This is a genomic window from Tepidibacter thalassicus DSM 15285, assembly GCF_900129915.1.
GTDB classification, from domain to species: domain Bacteria; phylum Bacillota; class Clostridia; order Peptostreptococcales; family Peptostreptococcaceae; genus Tepidibacter; species Tepidibacter thalassicus.
In genome coordinates this window covers 1-14713 of record NZ_FQXH01000036.1, presented here as the reverse complement: position 1 = coordinate 14713, position 14713 = coordinate 1, and the positions used below count along the sequence as shown (strand labels likewise).

Here is a 14713-nt window from a genome sequence, read left to right as displayed (position 1 = left end):
ATTCGTGAAGGTGGTAGAACAGTAGGAGCAGGAGTAGTTGCTTCTATAATAGAATAGTAAAAAAAAAGAGAAGGAAATATTTCCTTCTCTTTTTTGTCTTGAAAAATGCAAAAATAATTGACATAATAATAAAAGTATGATAACTTTTATAAGGTGATACTTATAATAGCAGTAATCTATGCGCAAAATAAGATATAGATTGCTTTAGGATATGGCTATCAATTAATTAGGAGGTGTAGCAAATGAGAGTTAAAATAACTTTAGCTTGTACTGAATGTAAGCAAAGAAATTATAATACAACTAAAAACAAGAAAAATAATCCAGATAGAATAGAATTAAAAAAATATTGTAGATTCTGTAGAAAACACACTGTTCACAAAGAAACAAAATAGTTTATAAAGGATGTGACGTGGGAATGGCGGCCCAAACGAATGTAAATGTTAAAAAGGGAAACTCTAAGAGTATTATAAAATTTTTTAGAGAAACCAAAGGAGAACTTAAAAAAGTTCATTGGCCCAATAAAAAAGAACTGACTAAGTACACTGGAGTAGTTCTAACCACATGTCTTTTAATGACTATGTTAGTGTGGATGATTGATTCAGGTATAGGATTTTTTCTAAAGCTTATACTAAATAGATAAATCCGCAAAGGAGGGCACGTGTCATCTAAGTAAAGGTTAGATGACAATTAAAGATAATATGGCAGAATTAGAACAAGCTAAGTGGTATGTAGTGCATACATACTCAGGTCATGAAAATAAGGTTAAAGCTACAATTGAAAAGACTGTAAAGACCAGGGGTATGGAAGATTACATCTTAGATGTGGTTGTTCCTACAGAAGAAGTAGAAGAAGTTAAAAATGGCAAAAAGAAAGTTAGACAGAGAAAAATATTCCCAGGTTATGTTTTGGTTAAAATGATAATAACAGATGAATCTTGGTATATAGTCAGAAATACTAAAGGAGTAACTGGCTTTGTAGGACCGGGTTCAAAGCCTGTACCATTATCAGACGAAGAAGTTAAGACAATGGGCGTAGAAAAAGCTATTCCTGAAATAGATGTAGAAGTTGGAGAAGTTATAACAGTTAAAAGTGGGCCTTTTGAAGGATTTATGGGTACAGTACAAGAAATTAACCTGGAAAAAGAGTCTATGAAAGTATTAATATCAATGTTTGGTAGAGAAACTCCAGTAGAATTGGAGTTTAATCAAATAGAAAAAATATAAATTCAATATAAACCTGTTTAAGGAGGTGTAATAAATGGCTAAAAAAGTAATAGGACAAATTAAATTACAAATACCTGCAGGAAAGGCTACACCAGCTCCACCGGTAGGTCCAGCATTAGGACAACACGGTGTTAATATAATGGGATTCTGTAAAGAATTTAATGCTAAAACTGCAGATAAAGCTGGTTATATAATACCAGTTGTTATAACAGTTTACCAAGATAGATCTTTTACATTTATAACAAAAACTCCACCAGCTGCAGTACTTCTTAAAAAAGCTGTTGGTATAGAGTCAGGTTCTGGAGAACCAAACAGAACTAAAGTTGCTAAAATATCTAAAGAAAAAATAAGAGAAATAGCAGAACTTAAAATGCCTGACTTAAATGCTGCAACAATTGAAGCTGCTATGAGTATGATAGCTGGTACAGCTAGAAGTATGGGTATAGTTGTAGAAGATTAATTTTATTAAAAAAGTGGGAGGTAAAATTACCGTTAAAAACCACAAGGAGGTATAAAAATGGCTAAGAAAGGTAAAAAGTATTTAGAAGCTTTAAAATTAGTTGAAAAAGACAAATTATATGATGCTTCTGAAGCTTTAGAGTTAGTTGTTAAAGCTGCTAGCGCTAAATTTGATGAAACTGTAGAAGCTCATATAAAACTTGGTGTTGATTCAAGACATGCAGATCAACAAGTAAGAGGAGCTGTAGTTCTTCCTCATGGTACTGGTAAAACTAAAAAGGTTTTAGTTTTTGCTAAGGGAGATAAAGCAAAAGAAGCAGAAAATGCAGGAGCAGATTTTGTAGGAGCAGAAGAACTAGTAGCTAAAATTCAAGGTGAAAACTGGTTTGACTTTGATGTTGTTGTAGCAACTCCAGACATGATGGGAGTTGTAGGAAGATTAGGTAGAGTGCTTGGACCAAAAGGTTTAATGCCAAATCCAAAATCAGGAACAGTTACATTTGATGTAGCTAAAGCTATAGAAGAAATTAAAGCAGGTAAAATCGAATATAGATTAGATAAAACTAATATAATTCACGTTCCAGTAGGAAAAGTTTCATTTGGAAAAGAAAAATTAGCTGAAAACTTTGCAACTTTAATGGAAGCTATTATAAAAGCTAAACCAGCTGCTGCTAAAGGTCAATATTTAAGATCTGTTACAGTAGCATCTACAATGGGACCTGGAGTTAAAATAAATCCTGCTAGAGTTACAGAGTAAAAAACTCTTGACATAGATTTTTGTTTGATATATAATGAATGATGTTGAAAAAATAAAATATTTTGCCGTAGACAGTAGGTGCTTTAGAGCTTAATTTTGCCTACCGAGGTTTTCGATAAATTGCTTATTTTAGAGCTTGAAGCCTTTGTATGTCTATGGACATATAAAGGCTTTTAAAGTTGAAGGCAAAATAGAGAAATAGGTGAAGGAGGTGGACACCTAGATGTCTAAAGCGATACAATTAAAACAACAAGTAGTTTCAGAAATAGTTGAAAAGCTACAAAAATCTTCTTCAGTAATAGTTGTTGATTATAGAGGATTAACAGTAGAAGAAGTTACAGAACTTAGAAATAAATTTAGAGAAGCTGATGTAGAATATAAAGTTTATAAAAATACTCTTGTTAGAAGAGCAGCTAAAGAAGTTGGAATAAGTGAATTCAATGAAGAATTACTAGTTGGACCAAACGCTATAGCTTTTGGATATGAAGATCCAGTTGCTCCAGCTAGAATTATAAGTGAATTCAAAAAAGATCATCCAAATCTTGAACTTAAAATGGGTATAGTTGAAGGCGAATTCTATGACAAAGATAAAATTGAAGAATTTGCTAAAATACCACCAAAAGAAGTTCTTATTGCGAAATTACTTGGTAGCCTAAGAGCTCCAATGTCAAACTTTGTATACTTATTAGATGCTTTAATCAAAAAGCAAGAAGGACAAGAAGCTTAATACTAAAATAAAATTTAAAAATAATATCGGAGGTGCGAAAAATGACAATAGAACAAATTTTAGAAGCTATTGAAAATATGAAAGTTTTAGAATTAAATGAATTAGTTAAAGCTGCAGAAGAAAAATTTGGAGTATCTGCTGCTGCTCCTGTAATGGTTGCTGGAGCTGCTGGTGGAGCTGCTGCTGAAGAAAAAACTGAGTTTGATGTAATATTAACAGATGCAGGATCTTCAAAAGTAGGAGTTATCAAAGCAGTTAGAGAAGTAACTGGACTTGGATTAAAAGAAGCTAAAGCAGTAGTTGACGGTGCGCCAAAAGCAGTTAAAGAAGGAGTTTCTAAAGAAGAAGCTGAACAAATTAAAGAAAAATTAGAAGCTGCTGGAGCTAAAGTAGAAGTAAAATAATTAAATTTAGAATAAAAAGGGTGCCTTTTGGCACCTTTTTTGTTTTTTTACAGAGAAATACCTTGACCTATTGAAAAATATATGATAGTATTATTGAATGCATTGGAATGGAAAAAAATTTGTTTTTTAGTTTTATTTATATTGAGAGGTGAAAATGGAATGCCACATCCTGTCACAATAGGAAAAAGAACTAGAATGAGCTTTTCTAAAATTAATGAAGTTGCACAACTTCCTAATCTTATAGAAATTCAGCTAGATTCCTATAAATGGTTTTTAGATGAAGGACTAAAAGAAGTTTTTGAAGATATTTCGCCTATAGAAGATTACACAGGTAATCTTATCTTAGAATTTGTTGATTATTCCCTAGATGAAAAACCGAAATACGATGTAGAAGAGTGTAAAGAAAGAGATGTTACTTACTCTGCACCTTTAAAGGTAAAAGTAAGACTTATAAATAAAGAAACCGGAGAAGTAAAAGAACAAGAAGTTTTTATGGGTGATTTCCCTTTAATGACAGAAAAAGGGACGTTTATAATAAATGGAGCAGAAAGAGTAATAGTAAGTCAGTTGGTTAGATCGCCAGGTGTATATTTTAGCCAAGAGATGGATAAATCAGGTAAAAAATTGATTTCATCTACTGTTATTCCTAATAGAGGAGCATGGCTAGAGTATGAAACTGACTCTAATGATGTAATTTCTGTAAGAGTTGATAGAACAAGAAAGCAACCTGTTACAGTTCTTTTGAGAGCTTTAGGGTTTGGTACTGATGCAGAAATTATAGAGCTTTTAGGAGAAGATGAGAGATTATTTGCTACTTTAGAAAAAGATAACACTAAAACTGTGGAAGAAGGTCTTATTGAAATATATAAGAAATTAAGACCTGGTGAACCGCCTACAGTTGAAAGTGCATCTTCTTTATTAAATTCTTTATTTTTCGATCCAAAAAGGTATGATTTAGCTAAAGTTGGAAGATATAAATTTAATAAGAAATTGGCTTTAGCTTATAGAATTATGAACAAAATTGCAGCAGAAGATATAGTAAATACAGAAACTGGAGAAGTTTTTGTAAAACAAGGTGAAAAGATTTCTATAGAAAAAGCTAAATCTATTCAAAATTCAGGTATAAATGTAGTAAAAGTATATGCTAATGAAGATAAAATAGTTAAGGTTATAGGAAATAACTTTGTTGATATAAAAGAGCATGTATCTTTTGATATAGATGATTTAAATATAAAAGAAAAAGTGCATTATCCTACTTTAAAAGACATATTAGATACATACAGCACTGAAGAAGAGATAAAAGAAGCTATAAAAGATAATATGAGAAGTTTAATTCCAAAACACATTATACTTGATGATATTATAGCTTCTATAAGTTATCAGTTTAATTTGTTTTATGGAATAGGTAATATTGATGATATAGATCATTTAGGAAATAGAAGAGTAAGATCTGTGGGAGAGTTACTACAAAATCAATTTAGAATAGGTCTTTCTAGAATGGAAAGAGTTATAAAAGAAAGAATGACAATACAGGATATAGAAGTAGCGACTCCTCAGGCGTTAATCAATATAAGACCTGTTGCAGCTGCTATAAAAGAGTTTTTTGGAAGTTCTCAGTTGTCTCAATTTATGGATCAAACAAATCCATTATCTGAACTTACTCATAAAAGAAGGTTATCGGCACTAGGTCCTGGAGGGCTTTCAAGAGAAAGAGCTGGATTTGAGGTTCGTGACGTTCATCATTCTCACTATGGTAGAATGTGTCCTATTGAAACTCCAGAGGGTCCGAACATAGGACTTATAAATTCTCTAGGAACTTATGCTAAAATAAATGAGTATGGTTTTATTGAATCTCCGTATAGAAAAGTAGATAAGGAGACGGGTGTTGTAACAAATGAAATACATTATTTAACAGCTGATGAAGAAGATTTATATATAAGGGCACAAGCAAATGAGCCATTAGATGAAGAAGGAAGATTTATAAATAAAAGAGTTACTTCTAGAACTACTAATGGTACAGTTGAAGTTGTTCCAGCTCATTTAGTTGATTATATGGATATTTCTCCAAAACAGGTAGTTTCAGTTGCTACAGCAATGATACCTTTCCTTGAAAATGACGATGCGAACCGTGCGTTGATGGGATCAAACATGCAACGTCAAGCTGTACCTCTAGTTAGAAGAGAAGCACCTATTATAGGAACTGGTATAGAGTATAGAGCGGCTAAAGATTCAGGAGCTGTAGTTGTAGCTAAGAATTCTGGAGTAGTTGAGAAAGTAACTGCAGATGAAATAGTAATTAAAAGAGAAGATGGAAATAAAGATAGATATAAATTACTTAAATTTAAACGTTCTAACCAAGGAACATGTATAAATCAAACTCCAATAGTTAATAAAGGAGATATGATTAAAAAAGGTGATGTAATAGCTGATGGACCTTCTACTGATATGGGAGAAATAGCTCTTGGTAGAAACTGTCTTATAGCTTTTATGACTTGGGAAGGATACAACTATGAGGACGCAATACTTATAAATGAAAGGCTTGTTAGAGAAGATAGATTGTCTACAATTCATATAGAAGAGTATGAAGCTGAAGCGAGAGATACAAAGCTTGGACCAGAAGAAATAACAAGAGATATTCCAAATGTCGGAGAAGATGCTGTTAAAAATTTAGATGAAAGAGGAATAATAAGAATAGGAGCAGAAGTAGAATCTGGAGATATATTGGTAGGTAAAGTTACTCCTAAAGGAGAAACTGAACTTACAGCAGAGGAAAGACTTCTTCGCGCTATATTTGGAGAAAAAGCTAGAGAAGTTAGAGACACTTCTTTAAAAGTTCCTCATGGAGAATCGGGTATAATAGTTGATGTAAAAGTATTTACAAGAGAAAATGGAGATGAACTTCCTCCGGGAGTAAATGAACTTGTAAGATGTTATATTGCTAAAAAGAGAAAAATAAGTGTTGGAGATAAGATGGCTGGACGCCATGGAAATAAAGGGGTTATATCAAGAGTTTTACCAGAAGAAGATATGCCTTTTATGGCAGATGGTACTCCAGTAGAAATAGTATTAAATCCATTAGGGGTTCCTTCACGTATGAACATAGGACAGGTTCTTGAAGTTCATTTAGGACTTGCTGCAAAAGCATTAGGTTGGCATGTAGCTACTTCTGTATTTGATGGAGCAAAAGAAGAAGACATAAGAGAGGCATTAAGAGAAGCTGGATATCCAGAAGATGGAAAACTCACATTATATGATGGAAGAACTGGAGAAGCTTTTGATAATAGAGTAACAGTTGGATATATGTATATGCTTAAATTACATCACTTAGTTGATGATAAGCTTCATGCTAGAAGTACAGGTCCTTACTCATTAGTTACACAACAACCATTAGGTGGAAAAGCACAATTTGGTGGTCAAAGATTTGGAGAAATGGAGGTTTGGGCACTTGAAGCATATGGAGCTGCTCATACATTACAAGAAATATTAACTGTTAAATCAGATGATGTAATAGGTCGTGTGAGAGCTTATGAAGCTATAGTTAAAGGAGAAAACATACCTGAACCTGGAATTCCAGAATCATTTAAAGTTTTAATAAAAGAACTTCAAAGTTTATGTCTTGATGTAAAAGTATTGACTGAAGAAGATCAAGAAATAGAAGTGAAAGAGTCTTTAGAAGAAGATGAAGTTGTTGATAATTTTGAATATATTCCTTCTGAAGATGATGGATTAAATGAAGATTTAGAGTCTGTGGAAGATAGTGAAGAAGATCTAGATGATGATTTTGATGTGGAATTTGATGAAAGTTTACTTGAAGAAGATTTAGATGATGATTTTAATTTTTAATTAAATATTAATTAGTTAAAATCTCTTGTGTTAGTTGTTAACTAGCACAAGAGATGATATAAATATTGTTATAAATCACTAACATTTTAAATCTCAAAAAGAAGGGAGAGAACTCCTTGTTTGAATTAAATAATTTTGAGTCAATAAAAATAGCGTTAGCATCTCCTGAAAAAATAAGACAATGGTCAAGAGGAGAAGTTAAAAAGCCAGAAACCATAAATTATCGTACATTAAAACCAGAGAAAGATGGATTGTTTTGTGAGAGAATATTTGGTCCTACTAAAGACTGGGAATGTCATTGTGGTAAATATAGAAGAGTAAGATACAAAGGTGTAGTATGTGATAGATGTGGTGTTGAAGTCACTAAGTCTAAAGTAAGACGTGAAAGAATGGGACATATAGAGCTTGCAGCTCCAGTATCTCACATATGGTATTTTAAAGGCATACCAAGTAGAATGGGACTTTTACTTGATATGTCTCCTAGATCGCTTGAAAAAGTACTATATTTTGCATCTTATATAGTTATAGATCCAGGTGAAACTGGATTAACAGAGAAACAACTTTTAACAGAAAAAGAATACAGAGATGCTTTGGAAAAATACGGAAATAGCTTTAAAGCGGGAATGGGAGCAGAAGCTATAAAAGAGCTTTTAAGAAAAATTGACTTAGAAGCTTTATCAAAAGAATTAAAACTTAAATTAAAAGACAGTACAGGACAAAAAAGAGTTAGAACAAAAAGAAGAATGGAAGTTGTAGAAGCTTTTAAGCAATCTGATAATAAACCAGAATGGATGATATTAGATGTAATTCCTGTAATACCTCCTGACTTAAGACCAATGGTTCAGTTAGATGGAGGAAGATTTGCAACTTCTGATCTTAATGATTTGTATAGAAGAGTTATAAATAGAAATAATAGATTAAAAAGATTATTAGAGTTAGGAGCTCCTGACATAATAGTTAGAAATGAAAAAAGAATGCTTCAAGAAGCAGTAGATGCTTTAATTGACAATGGAAGAAGAGGAAGACCAGTTACGGGTCCTGGAAATAGACCTCTAAAATCTTTATCTGATATGTTAAAAGGAAAACAAGGTCGTTTCCGTCAAAATCTTCTAGGAAAGCGTGTTGATTATTCAGGGCGTTCTGTTATAGTTGTAGGACCAGAACTTAAATTTTATCAATGTGGTCTTCCAAAGAAAATGGCATTAGAGCTTTTTAAACCTTTTGTAATGAATGAACTTGTTTCAAAAGGATATGCTCATAATATAAAAAGTGCAAAAAGAATGGTTGAAAAAGTTAAACCTGAAGTATGGGATGTACTTGAAGAAGTTATAAAAGGACATCCGGTTTTACTTAACCGTGCTCCTACGCTTCATAGACTTGGAATACAAGCTTTTGAACCAATTTTAGTGGAAGGAAAAGCCATAAAGCTTCATCCACTTGTGTGTTCTGCGTATAATGCAGACTTTGATGGAGACCAAATGGCTGTTCACGTACCGTTATCTGTTGAAGCTCAAGCTGAAGCTAGATTTTTAATGCTTTCTACTAATAATATATTAGCACCAAAAGATGGTTCACCTATAACTACTCCTACACAAGATATGGTACTTGGAAGTTATTATTTAACTATAGAAATAGAAGGAGAAAAAGGTGAAGGTAGTATATTTAAGGACTACAATGAGATGCTTCTTGCTTATCAGACAGGTGCTGTAGGGCTTCATGCAAAAGTTAAAGTAAGAAAGAAACTTTCTTCAGAAGATAAAGGAAAATTAGTAGAAAGTACAGTAGGTAGATTTATATTTAATGAAAATATACCTCAAGATTTAGGGTTTGTTGATAGAGATAAAGATAAATATTCTTTAGAGGTAGATTTTCTAGTTGATAAAAAACAATTAGGTAAAATTATTGACAAGTGTTTTAGAAAACATGGAAATACAATAACAGCTATAATGCTTGATAATATAAAAGCTTTAGGATTTAATTTTTCAACAAAAGGAGCTATAACAATTTCTGTTGCTGATATGGAAATACCAAAGGAAAAATATCAATTAATATCAGAAGCAGAAGAAAAAGTTGAAAAATATGAAAGAGCATATAGAAGAGGACTTATTTCTGATGAAGAAAGATATGAAAAAGTTATAGAAACTTGGACTGAAACTACTGAAAAAGTAACAGATGCTCTTATGAATAATCTTGGAAGATTAAACAACGTGTTTATAATGGCTCATTCAGGTGCAAGAGGTAGTAAAAACCAAATAAGACAGCTTGGAGGAATGAGAGGTCTTATGGCCAATGCAGCTGGTAAAACAGTTGAAATACCAGTTAAATCGAATTTCCGTGAGGGTCTTACGGTATTAGAATACTTTACATCTTCACATGGAGCTAGAAAAGGTCTTGCAGATACAGCGCTTCGTACAGCGGATTCGGGATATTTAACGAGAAGACTTGTAGATGTAAGTCAAGATGTTATAGTTAGAGAAGAAGATTGTGGAACACAAGAAGGTGTAATAGTAACTGCATTTAAAGATGGAAATGAAGTAATAGAAGAATTATATGATAGAATAGTTGGAAGATACACACTTGAAGATGTAATTGATCCTAACACAAAAGAAGTAATAGTAAAAGCTGATTCTAGAATAGATGAAGAAGAAGCTCAAAAGATAATAGATGCAGGAATTGAAAAAGTAAAAATAAGATCTGTTTTAAATTGTAAAACATCTCATGGAGTGTGCTCTAAATGTTATGGAAGAAACCTTGCTACAGGTAAAGAAGTAAATATAGGAGAGGCTGTAGGTATAATTGCGGCTCAATCTATAGGGGAGCCTGGAACTCAGCTTACAATGCGTACTTTCCATACAGGAGGAGTTGCAGGTGGAGATATCACACAAGGTCTTCCGAGGGTTGAAGAGTTGTTTGAGGCTAGAAAACCTAAGGGTCTTGCTATAATAACAGAAGTTTCGGGAAGAGTTGAACTTGATGAAACTGGAAAGAAAAAAGAAGTGACTATTATACCTGAAATTGGAGAAGCAAAAACTTATTCAATTCCTTATGGAGCTAGAATAAAAGTTAAACAAGGACAATATGTAGAAGCAGGAGATCCTATTACTGAAGGCCCTATAAATCCACATGATATATTGAGGGTTAAAGGTGTGTTAGGAGTTCAAGACTATATAGTTAAAGAAGTACAAAGAGTGTATAGAATGCAGGGTGTTGATATAAATGATAAACACGTAGAAATTATAGTAAGACAAATGCTTTCAAAAGTAAAAATAGAAGAACCTGGAGATACAGATTTACTTCCAGGAGGACTTGTAGATATATTAGAATTTAATAGAGTAAATGAAGTTGCTGAAAGAAAAGGATTAAAACCGGCTATAGCAAAGAGGGTTCTTTTGGGAATTACAAAAGCGTCTCTTGCAACAGAATCTTTCCTATCAGCAGCATCATTCCAAGAAACAACAAGAGTTTTAACTGAAGCTGCTATAAAAGGAAAAGAAGATAATTTAATAGGACTTAAAGAAAATGTAATTATAGGTAAATTAATACCAGCTGGAACTGGTATGAAAAGATATAAGAATATAGCAGTGGAAAAAGTGGAAAAATAAACTTGGATTAACCTTTTGCAAAGATATATTGACACTAAAGTATATATAATGTTAAAATGTTAAAGTGTGCAAATTTAAGAAAGTTGACTTTTAAATATTTAGGAGATTATTTTAATAATCTCCTAGGTATTTAATAAGGAGGAAACTTTATGGATTTACAAAATTTAAAAAATGAAAAAAAAATAGTAGGCACCAAACAAACAACTAGAGCTTTGAAAGAAGATAAGGTAAAAGTAATTTTTATAGCTCAAGATGCAGAAAAGCATATAACAAAAAATGTAGAAGAATTATCAAAGGAAAAAGGCATAGATATAATCTATGTCGAGTCAATGAAAGAGCTAGGCAGAGCTTGCGGTATACAAGTAGGAGCTGCTGTAGCTGGTATGTTAAAATAATAGTTGGCAGTCATTAATACTGAAGAAAATTTTGGAAGGAGGTGCACATGATGCCAACAATAAATCAATTAGTTCGTAAAGGTAGAAAAGCATTAGAGAAAAAATCTACTGCTCCAGCTTTACAAAAAGGTTTTAACTCATTAAACAAAAAAGTTACAAATATAAGTTCGCCACAAAAAAGAGGAGTTTGTACTTCTGTTAAAACTGTAACTCCTAAAAAGCCTAACTCAGCTTTAAGAAAGGTTGCAAGGGTTAGACTTACTAACGGAATAGAAGTTACAGCTTATATCCCAGGAGAAGGACACAACTTACAAGAGCACAGTGTTGTTCTTATAAGAGGTGGTAGGGTAAAAGACTTACCAGGGGTTAGATATCATATTTTAAGAGGTACATTAGATACAGCAGGAGTAGAAAACAGAAAACAAGCAAGATCTAAATATGGTACTAAGAAACCTAAGGCTGCTAAAAAGTAATTAAATAATCGTTCGGTGCTTTAAATATATATATATTTATGGCATCACGGCAGCTTTATGCTTGTCGAGTACCGATGATCTAAAAAAGATTAAGGAGGGAAGTATAATGCCAAGAAGAGGTAATGTTCCAAAAAGAGAAGTTTTACCAGATCCAATATACGGAAGTAAAGTTGTTACTAAATTAATAAACAATTTAATGCTAGATGGAAAAAAAGGTAAAGCACAAAAAATAGTTTATGGTGCTTTTGAACTTATAAAAGAGAGAACAGGAGAAGAACCATTAGAAGTATTTGAAAAAGCTATGAATAATATAATGCCTGTACTTGAAGTTAAAGCTAGACGTGTTGGAGGAGCTAACTATCAAGTACCTGTAGAAGTAAGACCAGAAAGAAGACAAACTTTAGGATTAAGATGGTTAGTTAACTACAGTAGAGCTCGTGGAGAAAAAGGCATGGTAGAAAAATTAGCTAAAGAAATAATGGATGCAGCTAACAATACAGGAGCATCTGTTAAGAAGAAAGAAGATACTCATAAAATGGCAGAAGCTAACAAGGCGTTTGCTCATTATAGATGGTAGAATACGAATTGTGTTAACAGGTGATTTTTATATAAGAGAGGAGGATACCTGTGCCTAGAAAATTTCCTTTAGAAAGAACTAGAAATATAGGTATAATGGCCCATATAGATGCGGGGAAAACTACTACTACTGAAAGAATCCTTTTCTATACAGGGGTTACTCGTAAAATAGGGGAAACTCATGAAGGAGCTTCTCAAATGGACTGGATGGAGCAGGAGAAAGAAAGAGGTATAACTATTACTTCTGCTGCTACAACTTGTCAATGGAAAGATCATAGAATTAATATAATAGATACTCCAGGACACGTAGACTTTACTGTAGAAGTTGAAAGATCACTTCGTGTTCTTGATGGTGCAGTTGCGGTTTTCTGTGCTAAAGGAGGAGTTGAGCCTCAATCAGAAAATGTATGGAGACAAGCTGACAACTATGGAGTACCGAGAATTGCATTTGTAAACAAAATGGATAGAACAGGTGCAGATTTCTTTAATGTTATTGAAATGATGAAAGATAGATTAGGAGCTAATGCTGTAGCAATTCAAATTCCTATAGGTAATGAAGATACTTTTACTGGTATAGTAGACCTTGTGGAAATGAATGCGAGAATATATAAAGATGATTTAGGGAAAGATATTGAAGTAACTGAAATACCTGATGAATTAAAAGATCAAGCAGAAGAGTACAGAGAAAAATTAGTTGAAGCTGTTGCAGAAACTGATGAAGAGTTAATGATGAGATATTTAGAGGGAGAAGAAATATCTAATGAAGAATTAAAAGCTGCAATAAGAAAAGCTACAATTGCATGTGAATTAAATCCTGTACTTTGTGGTAGTGCTTATAAAAACAAAGGAGTTCAGTTGCTACTTGATGCAGTTATAGATTATATGCCAGCTCCAGTTGATATACCTGCTATAAAAGGTGTATTACCAGATGGAGAAGAAGATGAAAGACATGCATCAGATGATGAGCCATTCTCAGCTTTAGCATTTAAGATAATGGCAGATCCATTTGTTGGAAAACTTGCGTTCTTTAGAGTTTATTCAGGAGTGCTAAATGGTGGTTCTTATGTTTTAAACTCTACTAAGAACAAAAAAGAGAGAATTGGACGTATATTACAGATGCATGCTAACTCTAGAGAAGAAATTTCAGAGGTTTACGCTGGAGATATAGCTGCAGCTGTTGGATTAAAAGATACTACAACTGGAGATACTTTATGTGATCCAAATCATCCAATAATTCTTGAATCAATGGAATTCCCAGAGCCAGTTATATCTGTTGCTATAGAACCTCAATCTAAAGCGGCTCAAGAAAAAATGGGTATAGCTCTTCAAAAACTTGCAGAAGAAGACCCAACATTTAGAGTTCGTACTGATGAAGAAACAGGACAAACTATTATATCAGGTATGGGAGAGCTTCACTTAGAAATAATAGTAGATAGATTATTAAGAGAATTTAAAGTTGAAGCAAATGTTGGAGCTCCACAAGTTGCTTATAGAGAGACTATCACTAAAGAAGTTGATGTTGAGTATAAATATGCTAAACAATCTGGTGGTAGAGGACAATATGGTCATGTTAAGATTAAAGTTAGACCAAGAGAAGCTGGAGCAGGATATGAATTTATCAATAGCATTGTAGGAGGAGCAATTCCAAAAGAATACATCGGTCCTGTTGATGCCGGTATTCAAGGAGCTATGGAAGCGGGAGTTGTAGCAGGATATCCTGTAGTTGATGTTGAAGTTGAATTATATGATGGATCTTATCATGAAGTAGACTCTTCAGAAATGGCATTTAAAGTTGCTGCTTCTATGGCGTTTAAAGATGCAATGAAAAAAGCAAATGCAGTGCTTCTTGAACCATACTTTAAAGTTGAAGTAGTAACTCCAGAAGATTACATGGGAGATGTAATAGGAGACTTAAACTCTAGACGTGGTAGAATAGAAGGTATGGAAGCAAGAGCAGGAGCTCAAGTAATCAATGCTTATGTTCCGCTTGCAGAAATGTTTGGTTATGCTACGACTTTAAGATCTATTACTCAAGGTCGTGCAACATATACAATGATATTTGATCACTATGAGCAAGTTCCAGCAGGAGTTGCTAAAAAGATAATAGAAGGAAAATAATAAATAATAATGGTAGGGTATTATCCCTACCATATATATAAAAAAAGGAGGAAGAAAAAATGGCAAAAGCTAAATTTGAAAGAACTAAGCCACACGTTAACATTGGAACAATAGGACACGTAGACCATGGTAAAAC

At 33.0% G+C, this 14713-nt stretch carries 13 protein-coding genes and 1 other annotated feature; all 13 genes read left to right on the top strand.

The annotated features are described in order from the left end of the window. Nucleotides 1–242: 242 nt before the first annotated feature. Nucleotides 243–392 (top strand): 50S ribosomal protein L33, encoded by a 150-nt coding sequence (rpmG, locus tag BUA19_RS10760; protein WP_072726405.1) that lies wholly within the window; start codon nucleotides 243–245, stop codon nucleotides 390–392. 23 nt (nucleotides 393–415) lie between these two features. Further along, nucleotides 416–640 carry a preprotein translocase subunit SecE gene (gene secE, locus BUA19_RS10755; RefSeq protein ID WP_072726403.1) on the top strand — a complete coding sequence of 75 codons (225 nt, stop codon included), beginning with the start codon at nucleotides 416–418 and terminating at the stop codon, nucleotides 638–640. Between the two features lie 58 nt (nucleotides 641–698). After that, on the top strand, nucleotides 699–1223 hold the full coding sequence (gene nusG / locus BUA19_RS10750; RefSeq protein ID WP_072726407.1) for a transcription termination/antitermination protein NusG: 525 nt from the start codon (nucleotides 699–701) through the stop codon (nucleotides 1221–1223). Nucleotides 1224–1257: 34 nt separating this feature from the next. Continuing rightward, on the top strand, nucleotides 1258–1683 hold the full coding sequence (gene rplK / locus BUA19_RS10745) for a 50S ribosomal protein L11 (RefSeq protein WP_072726401.1): 426 nt from the start codon (nucleotides 1258–1260) through the stop codon (nucleotides 1681–1683). Nucleotides 1684–1740: 57 nt separating this feature from the next. Further along, nucleotides 1741–2439, top strand: coding sequence for a 50S ribosomal protein L1 (gene rplA, locus BUA19_RS10740; RefSeq protein WP_072726399.1), 699 nt, complete (start codon nucleotides 1741–1743; stop codon nucleotides 2437–2439). A gap of 47 nt (nucleotides 2440–2486) precedes the next feature. Beyond that, nucleotides 2487–2625, top strand: a sequence feature (ribosomal protein L10 leader region). 37 nt (nucleotides 2626–2662) lie between these two features. Beyond that, nucleotides 2663–3166: a 50S ribosomal protein L10 gene (gene rplJ, locus BUA19_RS10735; RefSeq protein ID WP_072726397.1), complete on the top strand. Its 504-nt coding sequence runs from the start codon at nucleotides 2663–2665 to the stop codon at nucleotides 3164–3166. 41 nt (nucleotides 3167–3207) lie between these two features. Next, complete coding sequence (rplL, locus tag BUA19_RS10730; RefSeq protein WP_072726395.1) at nucleotides 3208–3570, top strand: 50S ribosomal protein L7/L12; 363 nt, start codon at nucleotides 3208–3210, stop codon at nucleotides 3568–3570. Nucleotides 3571–3729: 159 nt separating this feature from the next. Next, nucleotides 3730–7413 carry a DNA-directed RNA polymerase subunit beta gene (gene rpoB / locus BUA19_RS10725; RefSeq protein WP_072726393.1) on the top strand — a complete coding sequence of 1228 codons (3684 nt, stop codon included), beginning with the start codon at nucleotides 3730–3732 and terminating at the stop codon, nucleotides 7411–7413. A gap of 116 nt (nucleotides 7414–7529) precedes the next feature. After that, nucleotides 7530–11015 (top strand): DNA-directed RNA polymerase subunit beta', encoded by a 3486-nt coding sequence (gene rpoC / locus BUA19_RS10720; protein WP_072726391.1) that lies wholly within the window; start codon nucleotides 7530–7532, stop codon nucleotides 11013–11015. A 149-nt stretch (nucleotides 11016–11164) separates the two neighbouring features. After that, on the top strand, nucleotides 11165–11410 hold the full coding sequence (locus tag BUA19_RS10715) for a ribosomal L7Ae/L30e/S12e/Gadd45 family protein (RefSeq protein WP_072726389.1): 246 nt from the start codon (nucleotides 11165–11167) through the stop codon (nucleotides 11408–11410). 50 nt (nucleotides 11411–11460) lie between these two features. Next, nucleotides 11461–11883, top strand: coding sequence for a 30S ribosomal protein S12 (gene rpsL / locus BUA19_RS10710; RefSeq protein ID WP_072726387.1), 423 nt, complete (start codon nucleotides 11461–11463; stop codon nucleotides 11881–11883). Between the two features lie 106 nt (nucleotides 11884–11989). Continuing rightward, the gene (gene rpsG / locus BUA19_RS10705; RefSeq protein WP_072726385.1) at nucleotides 11990–12460 is read left to right on the top strand and encodes a 30S ribosomal protein S7; all 471 of its coding nucleotides are present in this window, start codon (nucleotides 11990–11992) and stop codon (nucleotides 12458–12460) included. A gap of 50 nt (nucleotides 12461–12510) precedes the next feature. Continuing rightward, nucleotides 12511–14577 carry an elongation factor G gene (gene fusA, locus BUA19_RS10700; RefSeq protein ID WP_072726381.1) on the top strand — a complete coding sequence of 689 codons (2067 nt, stop codon included), beginning with the start codon at nucleotides 12511–12513 and terminating at the stop codon, nucleotides 14575–14577. Nucleotides 14578–14713 lie beyond the last annotated feature (136 nt).

Excerpts from the sequence above, each read along its gene's own strand:
- rpsL (WP_072726387.1), top strand. The coding sequence starts at position 11,461 with ATGCCAACAATAAATCAATTAGTTCGTAAAGGTAGAAAAGCATTAGAG.
- rplL (WP_072726395.1), top strand. The coding sequence starts at position 3,208 with ATGACAATAGAACAAATTTTAGAAGCTATTGAAAATATGAAAGTTTTA.
- BUA19_RS10715 (WP_072726389.1), top strand. The coding sequence starts at position 11,165 with ATGGATTTACAAAATTTAAAAAATGAAAAAAAAATAGTAGGCACCAAA.
- rpsG (WP_072726385.1), top strand. The coding sequence starts at position 11,990 with ATGCCAAGAAGAGGTAATGTTCCAAAAAGAGAAGTTTTACCAGATCCA.
- rplA (WP_072726399.1), top strand. The coding sequence starts at position 1,741 with ATGGCTAAGAAAGGTAAAAAGTATTTAGAAGCTTTAAAATTAGTTGAA.
- rplJ (WP_072726397.1), top strand. The coding sequence starts at position 2,663 with ATGTCTAAAGCGATACAATTAAAACAACAAGTAGTTTCAGAAATAGTT.
- rpoB (WP_072726393.1), top strand. The coding sequence starts at position 3,730 with ATGCCACATCCTGTCACAATAGGAAAAAGAACTAGAATGAGCTTTTCT.
- rplK (WP_072726401.1), top strand. The coding sequence starts at position 1,258 with ATGGCTAAAAAAGTAATAGGACAAATTAAATTACAAATACCTGCAGGA.
- nusG (WP_072726407.1), top strand. The coding sequence starts at position 699 with ATGGCAGAATTAGAACAAGCTAAGTGGTATGTAGTGCATACATACTCA.
- secE (WP_072726403.1), top strand. The coding sequence starts at position 416 with ATGGCGGCCCAAACGAATGTAAATGTTAAAAAGGGAAACTCTAAGAGT.
- rpmG (WP_072726405.1), top strand. The coding sequence starts at position 243 with ATGAGAGTTAAAATAACTTTAGCTTGTACTGAATGTAAGCAAAGAAAT.